Here is a 16,829-nt window from a genome sequence, read left to right as displayed (position 1 = left end):
ATGAAGCGTTCTCAGCCTGCCAAGCGACGTCGCGCCCATCGCCTGTTGGCGCCGATTGTTGGATTCCTCGCCGCTCTTGTCGGTGCTTCTGGCCACGCGGCATCGTTTCCCGACTTTCCGCTGCAGACAGGTACCGGATCGGTCCCGCCGAATATCATCTTTATCATGGACGATTCCGGGTCCATGGGGTATCCGTACATGCCCGGGCAAACGTACAGCTCCGGAAGTTCAGTGGGGTTAAGTGACTCGATCCATTATCGAAGCTATACCAATAATCCGCTTTATTACGATCCCAGGATCGATTATCAATCTTGGATGACTGCCGATGGTGAACGGCATGAAGGTGGGACGACTTATCGCAGTGCGTTTGCGCACGTTGACCTGGCTGCGGGTGCTATTGATCTGTCGAACTCGAACTCCTGCTATTCGTCCAGGTTGAATGGGACAAGTCGGTCGGCCTGCGGGGGGCAGCAGACATTTTACGTGCCCAGGGAGGGGGCGGTAAACCCGGGTACGGGGGCCGCGAATTACCATAAATATATAATCACCACTAATCGAACCATTCGAAAGTGCAATGGGAATGGGGGGGGGTGTGTTGATAACGTCACCCCCACTGGGCGCTCTCCCGAAGCTGAGCGTAATAATTACGCGATCTGGTTTTCTTACCACCGTACGAGGATGAAGGCCGCGAAAGCCGGTGCCAGTGAGGCATTTGGCCAGCTCGGAAGAAATTTCCGAGTGGGCTACGATTCTATTTGGGGCAGGCAGGGCGATTCCAAAAAAAATCTGGATGTGCCAGTGCTTCAGATTCCGGTTGGGGTCAATAGTGGTCTTTTTTCCGGCACGAATCGGGATCTGTGGTTTGAATATTTGTTTGCGGCGCGCAACAGCGGTAATACACCACTGCTTCCCGCATTGCAGCGCGCCGGTCGTTACTATGAAGAAAAAACGGCCAACAATGGTCCCTGGGGGCCGCTGGTCGGCGGTGAGCAGTTGAGCTGCCGACAGAGCTTCTCAATCCTGACGACGGATGGGCACTGGAATGACACCACAGGCTACGTGTCTGTCGGGAATGCTGACGGGACGGCGAGTGAGATCCGTACATCAGATGATGAACTCGTTTACGCCTATGAGCCTGTCCGGCCCTATACCGATACAGTCAGCAATACGTTGGCTGACGTGGCGATGCATTACTGGAAGCGCGACCTCCGACCGGATCTGGACAACAACGTCCCTTCCAGCACGAGAAATCCTGCGTCCTGGCAGCATATGGTGACGTTTGGGATTTCCATCGGCGAAAAGGGGACTTTGTCACCGGATGATGTACCCCTGATCGAGAGTGGAGAGAAGAACTGGCCAAGCCCGTTCAGTAACACGACGACTGCCCGTATCGACGATCTGCTGCACGCGACGGTCAATGCTCGAGGTGAGTTCGTAGCGGCGTCCAATCCTCAGGAATTCGCAAACGCGCTCAAGAGCAGTCTGGAAGCCATTGCCGCAACCCAGGCGGCGGGTGCCAACGTTGCCTCCAACGGGCCGTCGCTGAGCACCGACTCGATGCTGTTCCAAGCCACTTACACGTCCGGGGAGTGGTCGGGTGACATGGTGGCTGTGAGCATTGCCGGAGGCGGAATTTCCGGTACGGAAAGCTGGAGCATGGCTGGGGTTGCCAGTGAGGACCGGACAGCGTTCTCCGAGCGCAAAGTCTGGACAACCGGATTGAATGGCACGATCGGTAGCTTCCCGAGGGGTGGCCAAGTTGATGCCCTGGCGCGGGAGCCTGATCTGCCGCGTGGAGTCAGTGGCGAGAACAATGCCAAGTACATCCGTGGCAGCAGCGCGAATGAAGGTCAAGGCATCAACCAGTTGCGGCGTCGCACTTCGCCCTTTGGCACTATTGTCAACTCTTCGCCCTTTTACGTGGCGGAGAACGAGACCATCTTTGTCGGGGCCAACGACGGCATGTTGCATGCGGTGAACGCCACGAATGGCCAGGTCAGATTCTCCTATGTCCCACGCGGGCTGGACTTTTCTCGACTTGCGGAGCTGAGCAGCCAGGATTACCAGCACGCCTTTTTCGTCGATGGTGGAATCGACGTCACCTCCCGGATGAGCAGCGGGAGCGCCGACAGGAATGCTTTGGTGGCATCGCTGGGAAGGGGCGGGAAGGGGGTGTTCGGGTTGGACGTAACCAGTCCGGATGCAGACAGCGCTTCGCAGATCGTCAAATGGGACCTGACCTTCCAGGATGGTGGAGCGAACAACGACAAGGACACTGGTTATATCCTCGGCGCACCGCTGGTTCGCAGGGGAAATAACGGGGAACTGTTGGCGATTTACGGTAATGGCATTGACAGCGCCAACGGAAATGCGGTGTTGTACATCAGGAATGCGTTGACGGGAGCCCTTTACAGTCAAATCACCGTTGACAGTTCGGGGAATAACGGCCTCTCCGAGGTGCGGGCAGCCGATCTCGATGGCAATGGCACCGCCGATGTGCTGTATGCCGGGGACCTCAAGGGCAACGTCTGGAAGTTCGATATCAGCGGCAGCAGTCCGGGTACCCAGTGGAAGGCCGCAGGAAACAGCGGTGGAGTAGCTCAGCCCCTGTTCGTGGCCAGGGATCCGTCAGGTGACCGGCAGCCGATCACTGCGTCGGTGGCGCTGGCGCGGGAGCCGCGGTTGACAGGCGATGGTCGCGTTTTCGTACTGTTTGGTACTGGCAGCTACATTACCAATTCCGACTTGGCCAACACCCAGGTCCAGACGATCTATGCAGTCGTCGATGATCAGCTGCCGAACAGGACTTCCGATTTGGACCGATCGGACTTGCAGAGGCGTGAAATAAAGGCCGCAGGCGTCGATTCTCTCGGCCGGGCTGCGCGCTCATGGGAGTCCTACTCGGAACTGGCGGACGACAAGCTGGGCTGGTATGTGGATCTGGGTTATCCAGTCGCGGGAGAGCGCGTAGTAACCGCGCCGACTGTGCGCGGTAGGGCGCTGTGGTTCTCCAGCATCATTCCGGAACTGGGCGACGGTTGCGATGTCGGGGGAACGGGCTATCTCAACGCGGTGGATGTATTCACCGGAACCAACCCGGGGCGCGCGGACGGGAGCACCTACAGCTTCATTGACATCAACCAGGATGGTGAAGGTGATGACTACATGACAGGCTCCGGTCCGGATGGCGGCGATGGTCTGGTCACCTCTGTAGATGTTGGCATTGGAATGCCCTCGCAGCCGACTTTCGTGGGTGATGATGCCTATGTTGGAGGCTCGGACGCCGAGTTGGAGCGCCTGCAGGGGTTGCCCGTGGGCAAACAGCCGCATCGGCTGAGATGGCATGAACGAGTGGATCGGGAGTGATGAACATGGCCATTGCTCCTTTGTATTCCCGCCCATGGCGGGGCGCTGCCGGCTTCACCCTGATCGAAGTCATGATCGTGGTGGTGATCGTCGCCATCCTCGCCGCGATTGCCTATCCGAATTACAGCAACCATGTAACCAAGACCCGCAGGGCCGCTGCTGCTGGATGCCTGCTGGAGGTCACGCACTTCATGGAGCGCTATCGGACCACCAACATGAGCTATGAAAATGCAGACGACCCGCTTCCGGTCACTGGCTGCATGGGGGAGCTGGAAGATTTTTACGAGTTTGGCTTTGACGGGGCGGTGACTGCGTCCGCTTTCAAGGCGCAGGCGACGCCAATCGGTGTCCAGGAAAGTCGCGACACACTTTGCAGCGTGCTGTCAGTCGATCAGGCAGGCCGGAGGACGGTCTCTGGCTCGGGCTCCAGCAATCCAAACCAGTGCTGGTAGCCAGCTTGGATCTATAGTTTCTGAGGGCAGGGAAGCCCCGGATCGGTGCGCTCAATGCGTGTGCGGCCGGTATTGCTGATTACGATTTTCCCGGTCAGCATGTTGGTTTCAGCGTCGCATAGCGAGAGGCTGAGATTGGTGCCCGGTGAGCGTCCGTTGGGACGGTAGCGAATCCGTTGGCGGCCGGAACTGGTATGCATGGATACTTTTCCCTGCAGGGCTGGTAGGGCTTCGACAATGGCATCGGACGTGGGTGGCTGGGTTCCCCGTGTCGGATCGAGATAGACAAGCCAGCCTTTCGACCAATCCGTACCGCCGGTGCATGTCAGCTGGTCGCTGCTGGGGCAGACCGTGACTGGATGACCGCGCGTGATGGCATGGATGCGCGCCAGAGCCAGGCTGCTGGACATCGAGTGATAGGCACGCTGTTCATTTGCTTGCCGCCAGATACGTTTCATTGAAGGAGCTGACACGGCAACCAGAATGGCCGCGATTGCCACGGTGATGGTCAACTCCACCAGCGTGACTCCGTCGTTCCGGGTCGAGTGCGTTTGCATGTCCTGATGATCGGAGCCTCACTCGCAGTCGACCATCCTCACTTGTCGGACTTTCTGGTGGGGGAATGGCAGGTAGGGGCATAGGATTGTCCTGACGGACATTTCGTCGACTTGGCCGGCTGTGTGACTCTGCCGTCGACATCACCATCGATTGAGGCGTGGTCTTTCTGCATCCACTTCGCATCCGGCGAACACGTCTTCATAAACGGTGACCAGAACGAGGTAGAGCTCGCACACCGGCAGCTGATCTCGGCGATGTCGGACCGGCCGTAGCGGCCCGGTTGTTACGTGAGCTGTTACGTGGCAAAGAAAAAGGGCCCGCGATTTGCATCGCAGGCCCTTGAAATTTTTGGCGCCCGAAGCTGGACTCGAACCAGCGACCCCCTGATTAACAGTCAAGTGCTCTAACCAGCTGAGCTATTCGGGCGGGGAGGCCGCTCATTTTAAGCACTTGGGCGCATTGGTCAAGCACTCTGGATGAAGAGCGGCTTCCCAGCCCTCATCCAGGGCATTGGACGCCTGGATCGGATCTTGCGCTTCGCACCCTTCCCAGGTTGTTGATCACCACGGTGCCAGCCAGATCCTCTCCACTGCACACCCGGACAGTCTGGTTGTTGTGGGCGCTGCGACCATCGCGCTGGTAGCGTAAAAAGCGGCGGCTGGAGCTGATCGTCAGGGATCGGGAATTGGCCGGGTCAGTGACGCGCAGGATGTGCTCGGTCGCGTCTGGCTGACGGTTGCCGTCGTCATCGGTGAAAACCATCCAGCCCTCACCCCAGTCGCTGTCGGTCCGGCAACGGTAGTCAGCGGTGCGCGGGCAGACGACGATTTGTGCGCGGCGCATGATGGCGGTGCTGCTGAAATCAGGGTTGGACTGGGACTAAGGGGGCCCGCGGCTTCGCGCCCATGGGGCGCTCCTACTCGCCGTGGTCAGGGGAGGTTGATGGGGAGGGTCTAGACTTGGGGGTTTCCCCTGCTGTGCCCTCTGCCAATGAGTGACCACCCCGAATCACGTCCCTTCCAGCTGGCCTCGCCCTTCGAGCCGGCCGGCGATCAGCCGCTGGCGATCGAAAAGCTGACGGAGGGATTCGAGGCGGGTCTGGCGAAGCAGACGCTGCTGGGGGTGACCGGGTCGGGCAAGACCTTCACCGTTGCCAACGTGATCCAGCGGATCCAGAAGCCGACCCTGGTGATGGCGCCCAACAAGACCCTGGCGGCGCAACTGTACGGGGAGTTCAAGCAGTTTTTCCCCAACAACGCGGTCGAGTACTTCGTCAGCTACTACGATTACTACCAGCCCGAGGCGTACGTGCCGTCGTCGGATACGTATATCGAGAAGGACGCGTCGATCAACGATCACATCGAGCAGATGCGGCTGGCGGCGACCAAGGCGCTGCTGTCGCGGCCGGATGCGCTGATCGTGGCGACGGTGTCGGCGATCTACGGGCTGGGCGATCCGGACGACTATCTGAAGCTGCGGCTGATCCTGTCGGTGGGGGAGCGGATCGATCAGCGTGCGCTGATCCGCCATCTGACCCAGCTGCAGTACACGCGTAACGACACGGAGCTGCGTCGTGGCTCCTACCGCGTGCGCGGCGAGGTGATCGATGTGCATCCGGCGGAGTCCGACGCCGAGGCGCTGCGGATCGAGCTGTTCGACGGTGAGATCGAGGGCCTGAGCCTGTTCGATCCGCTGACCGGTGCGGTGCAGCGCAAGGTGCCGCGCTTCACCGTCTATCCGAAGACCCATTACGCCAGCACCCGTGAGAGCGTGCTGCACGCGATCGAGACGATCAAGGAAGAGCTCAAGGAGCACCTGGAGTTCCTGTACTCGCAGAACAAGCTGGTGGAGGCGCAGCGACTGTCGCAGCGCACCCAGTTCGATCTGGAGATGATGGCCGAGGTGGGCTACTGCAACGGGATCGAGAACTACTCCCGGCACATGACCCGCAGCCAGCCCGGCGACCCGCCGCCGACCCTGTTCGATTACCTGCCGCCGGATGCGTTGTTGGTGGTGGACGAATCGCACGTGACGGTTCCGCAGATCGGCGCCATGTTCAAGGGCGACCGCTCCCGCAAGGAAACGCTGGTTGAATTCGGTTTCCGTCTGCCATCTGCGCTGGACAACCGGCCGCTGCGCTTCGAGGAATGGGAGGAGCGGGCGCCGCGCACCATCTTTGTCTCCGCCACGCCCGGCAACTACGAGCTTGAGCACGCCGAGAACGAGATCACCGAGCTGGTGGTCCGGCCGACGGGCCTGATCGACCCGGAGGTGGAGATCCGCCCGGTGGCGACCCAGGTGGATGACGTGCTGTCGGAGATCAACAAGCGCGTGGCCATGGGCGATCGGGTGCTGATCACCACGCTCACCAAGCGCATGTCGGAGAACCTCACCGAATACCTGGCCGAGCACGGGGTCCGGGTGCGCTACCTGCACTCTGACATCGAGACGGTCGAGCGGGTGGAAATCATCCGCGACCTGCGCCTGGGCGAGTTCGACGTGGTGGTGGGGATCAACCTGCTGCGCGAGGGACTGGACATGCCGGAGGTGTCGCTGGTCGCAATACTGGACGCGGACAAGGAGGGCTTCCTGCGCTCCACCGGTTCGCTGATCCAGACCATCGGCCGCGCCGCCCGCAACGTGCGCGGCAAGGCGATCCTCTACGCCGACAGGATCACCCGGTCGATGCAGGCGGCAATCGAAGAGACCGACCGCCGCCGGCAGCGCCAGGTCGAATACAACGAGGAGCACGGCATCACCCCCACGACGGTCGCCCGGGCGGTGATGGACGTGATGGAGGGCGCGCGCTCCGAACCGGCGCTGGAGAAGCGCGGACGCGGCAAGTCGCGCCAGCAGGTGGCCGAGGAGGTCGAGGACTACGCCGCCATGGCGCCGGCCCAGCTGGCCTCGAAGCTCGCGGAACTGGAGCAGCAGATGTACCGGCACGCCCGGGATCTGGAGTTCGAGGAGGCGGCCCAGGTGCGGGACCGGATCCGCCAGCTCAAGGAAGCGTCGCTGAAATAACGGCCATGCGGCGAAAGCGCGTGGCGGAGGGCGTAGCAGTTGTCAGCCGTCTCCGGGCGGGATAGAATTCCCCGCTTGATGGGGCGGTTAGCTCAGTGGTAGAGCACTACCTTGACATGGTAGGGGTCGGGGGTTCGAAACCCTCACCGCCCACCACTCAGATCCTTGATGAACAAGGGATTTTGAGTGAAGACAGAAAGCCCGGCCAGTGAGCCGGGTTTTTTTATTGGGCGCGATTTATTCCCATTCAGATTAAGCGCGTTTTTTCACGTTGCGCTCCTACATCGAATTCCAGCAAATGTCTCTTTTATCTCGGTCCGAGCTGAGATTGATTGTGTCCAATTCATATTCACGAAACTGTAAAAGAGCCAAAGTGTGACGCCCGTCCTTCAAGAGTTGTGGCTCATGCAGCACGATCGAGCGTTACTGCTTCGTTCATAAAGAATTGCTTTTGGCACGGATGCAGCCAGATAAAGGGGATTCCCCTCCACAACCTGGTACCAAAGGAGATTGACAGCGATGACCGCGACGATTGTGGTGAAGGCAACTGGCGAAACCAGGGAGGTTTCTCCGCAGGAACCTATCGAACTTTCCGAAGCAGCAGTTGTCACGTTGCCGCTCAGCAGCAGCCAGGTTCGGTCGGTTGAGAAAACGGGGGAAAACGGTCGAGATCTTGCGCTGATTACCCAGTCCGGCGAACGGATTGTGATCACCAACTTCTATTCCGAAGACGACGAAGAGCAGAGTGATCTCGTCCTGGAGGACGAGAGCGGCGCTTGGATGTTGCAGGGCGACCCCGGTACAGCGGATTGGGCTCTTATTGCCGATCCGGCTGCCCCTGCCGCTGCAGCGCCTGAAGCCGCCGTCGTTGCGTCTGACAACTCCGATGCTGGCCCGCTTGCACTTGGCGTTCTGGGAGCAGGCCTGCTGATTGCGGGAGTCGCAGGTGGCGGTGGCGGCGGCGGTGGACGCCCCTCGCCTGGTCCCGTCACCCCGCCCGGGCCCTCCGCGCCGGATGCTCCGACTGCCGAGATCAACGACGCAGGTGACACGGTGACTGGTACCGCGGAGCCGGGCACCACCATCACCATCTACGACGAAGACGGCGAGGTTATCGCCACGGGCGAGGCTGACGCCGAGGGCAACTATTCGGTGGCGCTTGATCCGCCTGCGACCGACGGCGAGACGCTGACGGTCACGGCAACGGACGAAGCCGGCAACGAGTCCGACCCCACTTCCATCACCGCGCCGGTGCTCGACACCACTCCGCCGGATGCGCCGACCGCCGAGATCAGTGCTGGCGGCGATGCCGTGTCCGGCACGGCTGAGCCGGGCTCCACGGTCACGATCTACGACGAAGACGGCAACGTCATCGCCACGGGCGAGGCCGACGCCGAGGGTAACTACCAGGTGGAGCTTGATCCGCCCATGACGGGCGGTGAGTCGCTCTCCGTCACTGCGACGGATGACGCCGGGAATGAGTCCGATCCCACTTTCGTCATGGCGCCTGATCTCGGAGATGACGGCGACGCGGATGCCGACGCCGACGCCGACGCCGACGCCGATGCAGATGCAGATGCAGATGCAGATGCAGATGCAGATGCTGACGCGGATGCCGATGCCGATGCCGATGCCGATGCGGATGCCGATGCCGACGCGGATGCAGATGCCGATGCCGATGCCGATGCCGATGCCGATGCGGACGCCGATGCAGACTCGGACGCCGACGCCGACGCCGACGCCGACGCCGATGCTGACGCGGACGCTGATGCGGATGCTGACGCTGACGCTGACGCTGACGCTGACGCTGACGCCGATGCCGATGCGGATGCGGATGCGGATGCGGATGCGGACGCCGACGCGGACGCCGACGCGGATGCGGACGCCGACGCCGACGCCGACGCCGATGCCGATGCCGATGCCGATGCCGATGCCGATGCCGATGCCGATGCCGACGCCGACGCCGACGCCGACGCCGACGCCGATGCCGATGCCGATGCCGATGCTGACGCCGATGCCGATGCGGACGCCGACGCCGACGCCGATGCCGATGCGGATGCGGATGCGGATGCGGATGCGGATGCGGACGCCGATGCCGACGCTGACGCCGATGCTGATGCTGATGCGGATGCGGATGCGGATGCGGATGCGGATGCGGATGCGGATGCCGACGCTGATGCCGACGCCGATGCCGATGCCGATGCCGATGCCGATGCGGATGCCGATGCGGATGCGGATGCGGATGCGGATGCCGATGCGGATGCCGATGCGGATGCGGATGCGGATGCGGATGCGGATGCGGATGCGGATGCGGATGCGGACGCCGATGCTGACGCGGATGCGGACGCCGACGCCGACGCCGACGCCGACGCGGATGCCGATGCCGATGCCGATGCCGATGCCGACGCGGATGCTGATGCTGATGCGGACGCCGACGCCGACGCCGACGCCGACGCCGACGCGGATGCCGATGCCGATGCCGATGCCGACGCGGATGCGGATGCGGATGCGGATGCGGATGCGGATGCGGATGCGGATGCGGACGCCGACGCTGATGCGGACGCCGATGCAGATGCAGATGCCGATGCAGATGCAGATGCAGATGCAGATGCCGATGCAGATGCCGACGCTGATGCGGATGCGGATGCGGATGCAGATGCAGATGCCGATGCCGATGCCGATGCCGATGCCGATGCGGACGCCGATGCAGACGCCGATGCAGATGCTGACGCTGATGCTGACGCCGATGCGGATGCGGACGCCGACGCCGACGCCGATGCAGATGCCGATGCCGATGCCGATGCCGACTTGGAGGCGTTTGACGACGTGACTTCGGCCAGCGTGAACATCACCCCGACCTCAGCAAGCACTGATCACGGCAGCGTGGGCTACCTGCTCGGTGCAGGCGTTTCACTCCTGGGTCTGGACTTGCAGGCCACCGTGCTTGGTACGAACTCCCTCAGTTTCGAGGTTGATCCGGGCCACACCCAGGACCTGACCTTCACCTTCGACGCGCTGCTCGATCTCGACTTGCTGGGTGAGTACCAGGTGGTTGTCCAGAAGTGGGATTCGGACACCGGCTTGTGGACGGATATCGGTGGCTCCGGGGAAGCGTCGCTGCTCACGATCGGGCTGCTGGCTGGCGGCGCATACGGCGTCGAACAGGAGCTTGAGTCAGGCGAATATCGCGCCTTCCTCACCTATGAGGGGGTTGGAGTTTCGGTTCTCAGCTCCCTCGCCGTGGCCGGTACGGACTACGACTTCACCGACGCCAACTACCAATCCGTCTCTGTGGCTGGCAACGTCATCACTGACGCGAACGGAGACGGTGACAGCGATGTGGTCACCGATACCACTGTCGTCCAGAGCGTCAACGGTGTCTCGATCGACGCTGGAGGGACGGATGTCACAGGCGCGTACGGAACGCTGACGATCAATTCCGATGGCGCCTATATCTACGAGCCCAATGCGGATGGGGCGGGCATCGGCCAGGTCGAGCAGTTTGAGTACACGCTGCATGACCCGGACACAGGCAATACAGCGACAGCGACGCTGTATGTCCAGATTGGCAGCGACGGGGCGGATATGACCTGGGATCCGGATAATCCGGGCAATCCAGCGACGATGGCGTTCGGCGTGACGGACGATACCGATGGCGCAACCGTCGAGTGGGGCAACGTGACCGATGACGACTACTTCACCGATTCGGACGGAGCGCTGATCGGAATTGGCAGTCAGACTTACATCAGCGACACGTTTGTCATCACAGAAAACATGGACGTGACTGGCAGCGTGGAGATCTCTGTCCTGCTTGCGGCGGCGGCGAGCGGGGATTTGTATCTGGAATACGAAGAGTCTCCCGAAAACTGGCAGGTCGTAGCGCAGGATGATTTCAGCATCCTGATTGGCGGCCTTGGCACCGTAGCGTCCATTGATCTGTCCGAGGTGACATTCACGGAGGGGACTTACCGCGTCCGCGCGACGAAGAGCGGTTTGGCGAGTGTGACGCTCAACGTCACCACGGATGTGGACGTCGTCTACCTCGACCAGTTCGAAGTTGCCGACTCCACGGGTGCCACGGGTAACCTGCTCGACAACGACGACCTCGGTTCCAGCTTCACGACCCTGCAGGTCTTCAACGGTCTGGATTACGTTGACACGGTCGGCCAGGTCACGGTGGACGGGGCTTATGGCGCGTTGACGGTGGATGCGGCGGGCAACTACAGCTACACCCCGCATGATCAGCAGGACCATTTCACCGACCCGGTTGAAGACGTATTCACCTATCAGCTGACCCATCCGTCGGGTGAGGTGGCGACCGGAACACTGACGATCACGGTTGAACCCTCCGGTGCTGGCGTGGCAGCAGCGTTTATCGACTTCGAGTCGCTGGTGTCCGATGACGCTGGGGCCGACGGCGAGGTGGAACTGTCTGCGGAGAGTGAACTGGAAGTGGATGAGCTGCTGGGCAACACGGAGGAGGAAGCCCCCCTCCAGGTCCGCGGCGCCGGCGATGAAATCCTCACCATGGATGGTGGTGATGTTGCCGGGTCTTCCGCAGCGGCCGGTGCCGCGATGGAGATTGAACAGCTGGCGATCCTCAGGCAGGAGGATGAGCTGGACGCGCTGTTGAGCCAGCAGGCGAGCAGTCCGCTGTAAGGCTTCCGGATGCAGTGGAAGCGTGTGAAGTTGCCGGCCACCCAGGTGGCCGGCAACTGCAGGATGAGGGTTGCCTCGCCTGTGTGGGGACAGGGATGTTCCCCGGCGGGCACATGCAGGAGAAGGGCTTGAGGGTCAGGGCAGTGTTGTGCGGCGTGTTGCTTTCGCTGCTGGGAGGGTCGCCGGTGATGGCCCATGCCCTGGAACAGGACCCGCAGGTCGCCTTTGCAGATGAGCTGACCTGGCACGAAGCCGTGCAGCTTGCGGTCAACCGCCATCCCACCGTGCTGGCGGCCCAGGCCACGGTACGCCAGCAATCCAGCCTGATCGACGCTGCTCGCGCCGGGTATCGACCACGGGTGCAGGCGGAGGTCACCGCCGGCGAGCAGGGCGAGTTCGGTACAGGGCAGGTGGCGACTGTCGGCGTGACCCAGATGCTGTACGACTTCGGTAAAACCTCCAGCGCCGTGGAGCGGGAGAGTGCCGGGGAGCGAAGGGAGCGGGCCGCATTGCTGCAGGCCGTGGACGAGGTGCTGGAAGGCACGGTGCAGGCGATGATAGAAATCCATCGTCATGAGGCGCTGCGGGCCATGATTCTCGAGCAGCTGGACTCGCTGGGCAAAGTGCTGGAAATCACCGAGCTGCGTGCGAAAGCCGGGGCGGCCACGCGCAGTGATCCGCTGCAGGCCCGATCCCGGGTGGAAGCGGTCCGGGCCCGGCTGCTGGCGATCGATTCCCAGCTGCGGCAATGGCGTACCCGATTGGGAACCTATGTTGGCACCCGTGCGGGTGCCCCGGTTGCAGCTGCTCCCGAGCAGGTCCTGCAATGGGCCTCGACGGACTCTGATATCGAGCGGCTGCCAGCATTGATGGTGGCGATCGCCCAGCGCGAGGCGGCCACCGCTGAGCTGCGCAACGCCCGTGCCCAGCGTTATCCCACCGTCGCGCTGGAAGCCAATGCCAACCGGCGGCTGGGACAGGCGGGCGATCGCTATCAAGACATGTACGGCAGGAACAGCTACACCACCACCTTTCTCTCGGTAAGAGGCTCGCTGTACGAGGGGGGAGGGATCTCAGCGCGGGCCCGCGCCGGGGCGAGCGCGGTGGAAGCGGCGGAAGAGCGGGTCCAGGCGGAGCGTCTTGCAGCGCTTGATGACCTGCAGTCGTATCGCGAACAGATTGCAGGACTTGAGCAGCGGCTCGGGGTGTTGCAGCAGCGCGTCTCCAGCATTACCGAAACCAGGGATCTCTACTGGGAGCAGTACCTGGCACTGGGCACGCGCAATGCCCTTGATCTGCTGAATGCGGAGCAGGAGATCGGTCAGTCCCGCGAGGAACTGGCGAATGCGCGCCATGACCTGTGGTTGGCGCAACTGGGCCACCTGCTGGCCGCAGGGCGTGCGCGTCAGGCGTTCGATCTGGAGGCGCCATGATGGATGAAATCACCGCAGCTCCCGGCAATGCGCACGAGCCGTGGCTTGAAGCGCTGCTGGGGATCGCCCGGCATTACCGCCTGGACGGTTCGGAAGAGCGTGTGCGTGTGGAAGCCGACTGGCGCATCCGCGACCAGGGGCTGGATGAGGTTGTCCTGCACATGGCCCGTGAGTTGGGGTTGGTGGGCGTGTTCGACCAGCTGGAACCGGACATGCTGGACCCGTGGCGGCTGCCCATGGTGGCCGATCTCGGGGGTGGTCAGGTCGGGCTGCTTGAGCAGATTGACGCTGACGGACAGGTGGTACTGCGTTTGAGTGGTGATCGCGGCCTGACGACAAGCGTTGGGCGCGAGGAGGCATTGCAGCGGATCCGCCGGGTGCTTCTGGTCAAGCCGGAGTCGGCAGTGCCGGACGCCCGGGTCGATGAGTACATTCGCCCCTGGAAGGCCGATTGGCTGATCGGCATCGTACTCAAGGAGTGGCCGCGCTACCTCGATGTGATGCTGGCATCGCTGGTGGCCAACGTGCTGACCCTGGCCGCGATCATCTACACCATGCAGGTGTATGACCGGGTTATTCCGGCCCAGTCCATTCCGACGCTGTGGGTCCTCTACGGCGGCCTCTTGATCGCGCTCACGTTTGCCTTCGTGATGCGCATATTGCGTACGTATATTTCAGACCTCGCAGGCAGAAGGGCGGACCTGCGTATTTCCGACAGGGTGTTCGGGCATGCCCTGCGAATCCGGAACGATGCCAGGCCCAGGTCCACCGGCAGCCTGATTGCCCAGCTGCGGGAACTGGAGCAGATACGGGACCTGGTGGCCTCGACGACCGTCGGGGCGATTGCCGATCTGCCGTTCTTTCTGTTGTTCCTCGGTGTGATCTGGTGGATCGGCGGGCATCTCGTGCTGGTGCCATTGGCAGCGCTGCCGTTGCTGCTGGTGCCGGGATTGATTGCGCAGCGGCCCCTGGCAAAGCTGTCGAGGGAAGGCATGCGCGAAGCATCCATCCGCAGCGCAATGCTGGTTGAGAGCGTGCACAACCTGGATGACATCAAGCTGCTCCGCGCCGAGCCCAGGTTCCAGAACCAGTGGAACCACATCAATGAGACCACCGCCGCCATCGGTGTCAAAACCCGGGGGCTGACGGGGGCACTGACGGCCTGGACCCAGGAGGTGCAGCAGCTGGTCTACACCACGGTGGTGCTGGTTGGCGCGTATGCGGTGATGGACGGCGCGCTGTCGGTCGGCGTGCTGGTGGCCTGTTCGATGCTCGCCTCACGGATGGTGGCGCCCCTTGGCCAGATGACCGGGGTGATGGCGCGCTGGCAGCAGGCCAAAGTGGCCAGGGAAGGGCTGGACGAGCTGATGAAGCGGCCGGTCGACCAGCCTGAGCGCTCGGTCCGGGTGCATCGCCCGGTGCTGCGGGGTGACTACCGGATCAGCAATTTGAGATTCAGTTACGAGGACAGGGGGCGGCAGGTACTCGCTGTCGATGGGCTGCAGATCGCGGCAGGGGAGAAGGTGGCGCTGCTGGGCCGGAATGGCGCGGGCAAATCCACGTTGCTCCAGCTCCTGGCGGGAATGCGCCTGCCGCAGGAGGGTGAACTGCTGCTCGACGGGCTGCAGATGTCCGTCCTGGATCCCATGGATATCCGTCGCGATATCGCCTTGTTGAACCAGCATTCGGCGTTGTTTTACGGCAGCATCCGGGACAACCTCACCATGGGCCTGCCCCATGCGAGTGATGAGGAAATCGTCCGGGCGCTGTCGCTGAGCGGCGGCACGGCCGTGGTGCGCTCCTTGCCCGACGGCATGGATCACATGGTGCAGGAAGGTGGGCGCGGGCTGTCGGGAGGACAGCGCCAGCTGCTCCTCCTGGCGCGCACCCTGATCAGGGATCCGAACGTCATCCTGCTCGATGAGCCGACCGCCTGGCTGGATGAAGGCAGTGAACGCCGTTTCATCAGGGGGCTGAAGGAGTGGCTGGAGCCCCGCACCCTGGTGGTGGCAACCCACCGGCCGGCGGTGCTGGAATGGGTCGATCGGATCATCGTGGTTGACCAGGGGCGAATCGTGCGTGATGGCTCACCGGCGGACGTCCTGGTCAGAAAGACGCGGGCCGTGGGCAAGTCGAAGCCTGCGGGCGGAGAAGAGACATGAGCCTGGGCGGGCTCCGTGCAGGCATGGGGCTGGGGCGCAGCCGCACGCCGCTGGCGTCTTGGGTGGTGTGGGCATTGGTGCTGTGCCTGATCAGCCTCGCGGTGTGGGCGAGCATTTTTGAGCTCGATGAGGTGACAACGGGGCCGGGCAAGGTCATTCCTACATCCCGTGAGCAGGTGATCCAGTCCCAGGAGGGCGGGATCGTGGCCAGGCTCAACGTGCGCGAGGGCGACCTGGTGGAGGCGGGGCAGGTGCTTGCAAGCCTGGATCCCACCCGCTTGGAAGCCACCGTGGAAGAAAGTGCCTCGCGCATGCGCGCGGCCCTCGCCAGTGCCGCCAGGTTGCGCGCCGAGGTAACCGGTAAGCCGCTGGCGTTTCCCGCGGAAGTGCAGGAAGACCAGGATCTTGTCCTGACCGAAACGGCGCTCTACCACTCACGCCGGGAAAGCCTTCGGGAAAGCTCCGAGGGCCTGCAGCGGGCGCTGGCGCTGGTCAATCAGGAAATCGGACTGACGGAGCCGCTGGTGGCCCGGGGTGCGGCCAGTGACGTGGAACTGCTGCGCCTGCGTCGACAGGCGACCGAATTGCAGAACAAGCTGACCGACCTGCGCACCCAGTATGTCGTCAATGCGCGTGAGGAACTGTCGCGCGCCAACGCCGAGGTCCTGGAGCAGCAGTCGGTTACCCGTGGCCGCGCCGATACGCTGGCGCGCTCCACCATCGTCTCGCCGGTCAAGGGCATCGTTAAAAACGTGGAAGTCACCACGGTGGGTGGGGTCATTCCGCCCAACGGCAAGCTGATGGAGATCGTGCCGCTGGACGACCAGCTGCTGATCGAAACGCGCATTTCCCCGCGTGACGTGGCGTTCCTGCACCCGGGCCAACGGGCGGTCGTCAAGGTCACGGCCTACGACTACCACATCTATGGGGGGCTGGAAGGAGAGGTGGTCATGATCTCCCCGGATACGATCCAGGATGAGGTCAGCCCCGATGTTTTCTATTACCGGGTGTACATCCGCACCGACAAGGATCATCTGGTCAACAAGGCCGGGGCCACGTTCGCGATCTTCCCGGGCATGGTGACCACGGCAGACATCCACACTGGCAGCAAGACGGTGATGAACTACCTGATGAAGCCATTGAATCGGGCGCAGGAAGCGCTGCGGGAGCGCTGA

9 protein-coding genes and 2 tRNA genes are annotated in these 16,829 nt (G+C 62.5%); 8 read left to right on the top strand and 3 right to left on the bottom strand.

Annotated elements, in window-relative coordinates:
• Together WCE59_RS07955 and WCE59_RS07950 are read left to right on the top strand one after the other, a co-directional pair.
• A complete protein-coding gene (locus WCE59_RS07955; RefSeq protein WP_343258209.1) occupies positions 1 to 3,366 on the top strand; it encodes a pilus assembly protein in 3,366 nt (1,121 codons plus the stop codon).
• Positions 3,366 to 3,818, top strand: coding sequence for a type IV pilin protein (locus WCE59_RS07950; protein WP_343258208.1), 453 nt, complete (start codon positions 3,366 to 3,368; stop codon positions 3,816 to 3,818). The genes WCE59_RS07955 and WCE59_RS07950 overlap by 1 nt, the downstream gene beginning before the upstream one ends.
• 11 nt (positions 3,819 to 3,829) lie before the next feature.
• Here WCE59_RS07950 and WCE59_RS07945 read toward each other — a convergent pair whose 3' ends face one another.
• The 3 genes from WCE59_RS07945 to WCE59_RS07935 form a co-directional block, all read right to left on the bottom strand.
• Complete coding sequence (locus WCE59_RS07945; protein WP_343258207.1) at positions 3,830 to 4,375, bottom strand: GspH/FimT family pseudopilin; 546 nt, start codon at positions 4,373 to 4,375, stop codon at positions 3,830 to 3,832.
• A gap of 350 nt (positions 4,376 to 4,725) precedes the next feature.
• Positions 4,726 to 4,802, bottom strand: a tRNA-Asn gene (locus tag WCE59_RS07940).
• Between the two features lie 72 nt (positions 4,803 to 4,874).
• Entirely contained in the window at positions 4,875 to 5,219 is a 345-nt protein-coding gene (locus WCE59_RS07935) for a GspH/FimT family protein (protein ID WP_343258205.1), read from the bottom strand.
• Positions 5,220 to 5,366: 147 nt separating this feature from the next.
• On the opposite strand from WCE59_RS07935, the gene uvrB reads away from it, so the two are divergent.
• From uvrB to WCE59_RS07905, 6 genes are all read left to right on the top strand, one after another.
• Entirely contained in the window at positions 5,367 to 7,400 is a 2,034-nt protein-coding gene (gene uvrB / locus WCE59_RS07930; RefSeq protein ID WP_343258204.1) for an excinuclease ABC subunit UvrB, read from the top strand.
• Positions 7,401 to 7,481: 81 nt separating this feature from the next.
• Positions 7,482 to 7,556: transfer RNA gene (locus WCE59_RS07925), tRNA-Val, on the top strand.
• Between the two features lie 363 nt (positions 7,557 to 7,919).
• Positions 7,920 to 12,059 (top strand): BapA/Bap/LapF family large adhesin, encoded by a 4,140-nt coding sequence (locus WCE59_RS07920; RefSeq protein WP_343258203.1) that lies wholly within the window; start codon positions 7,920 to 7,922, stop codon positions 12,057 to 12,059.
• A 128-nt stretch (positions 12,060 to 12,187) separates the two neighbouring features.
• Complete coding sequence (locus tag WCE59_RS07915; RefSeq protein ID WP_343258202.1) at positions 12,188 to 13,492, top strand: TolC family protein; 1,305 nt, start codon at positions 12,188 to 12,190, stop codon at positions 13,490 to 13,492.
• Positions 13,489 to 15,654 (top strand): type I secretion system permease/ATPase, encoded by a 2,166-nt coding sequence (locus tag WCE59_RS07910; RefSeq protein ID WP_343258201.1) that lies wholly within the window; start codon positions 13,489 to 13,491, stop codon positions 15,652 to 15,654. Before WCE59_RS07915 ends, WCE59_RS07910 begins: the two co-directional genes overlap by 4 nt.
• Entirely contained in the window at positions 15,651 to 16,829 is a 1,179-nt protein-coding gene (locus WCE59_RS07905; RefSeq protein ID WP_343258200.1) for an HlyD family type I secretion periplasmic adaptor subunit, read from the top strand. Before WCE59_RS07910 ends, WCE59_RS07905 begins: the two co-directional genes overlap by 4 nt.

Source organism: Luteimonas qiangzhengi (genome assembly GCF_039548515.1).
Classification (GTDB): domain Bacteria; phylum Pseudomonadota; class Gammaproteobacteria; order Xanthomonadales; family Xanthomonadaceae; genus Luteimonas.
Note: the sequence above shows the minus strand (reverse complement) of the source record. Positions and strands in the feature narration are given on the sequence as shown.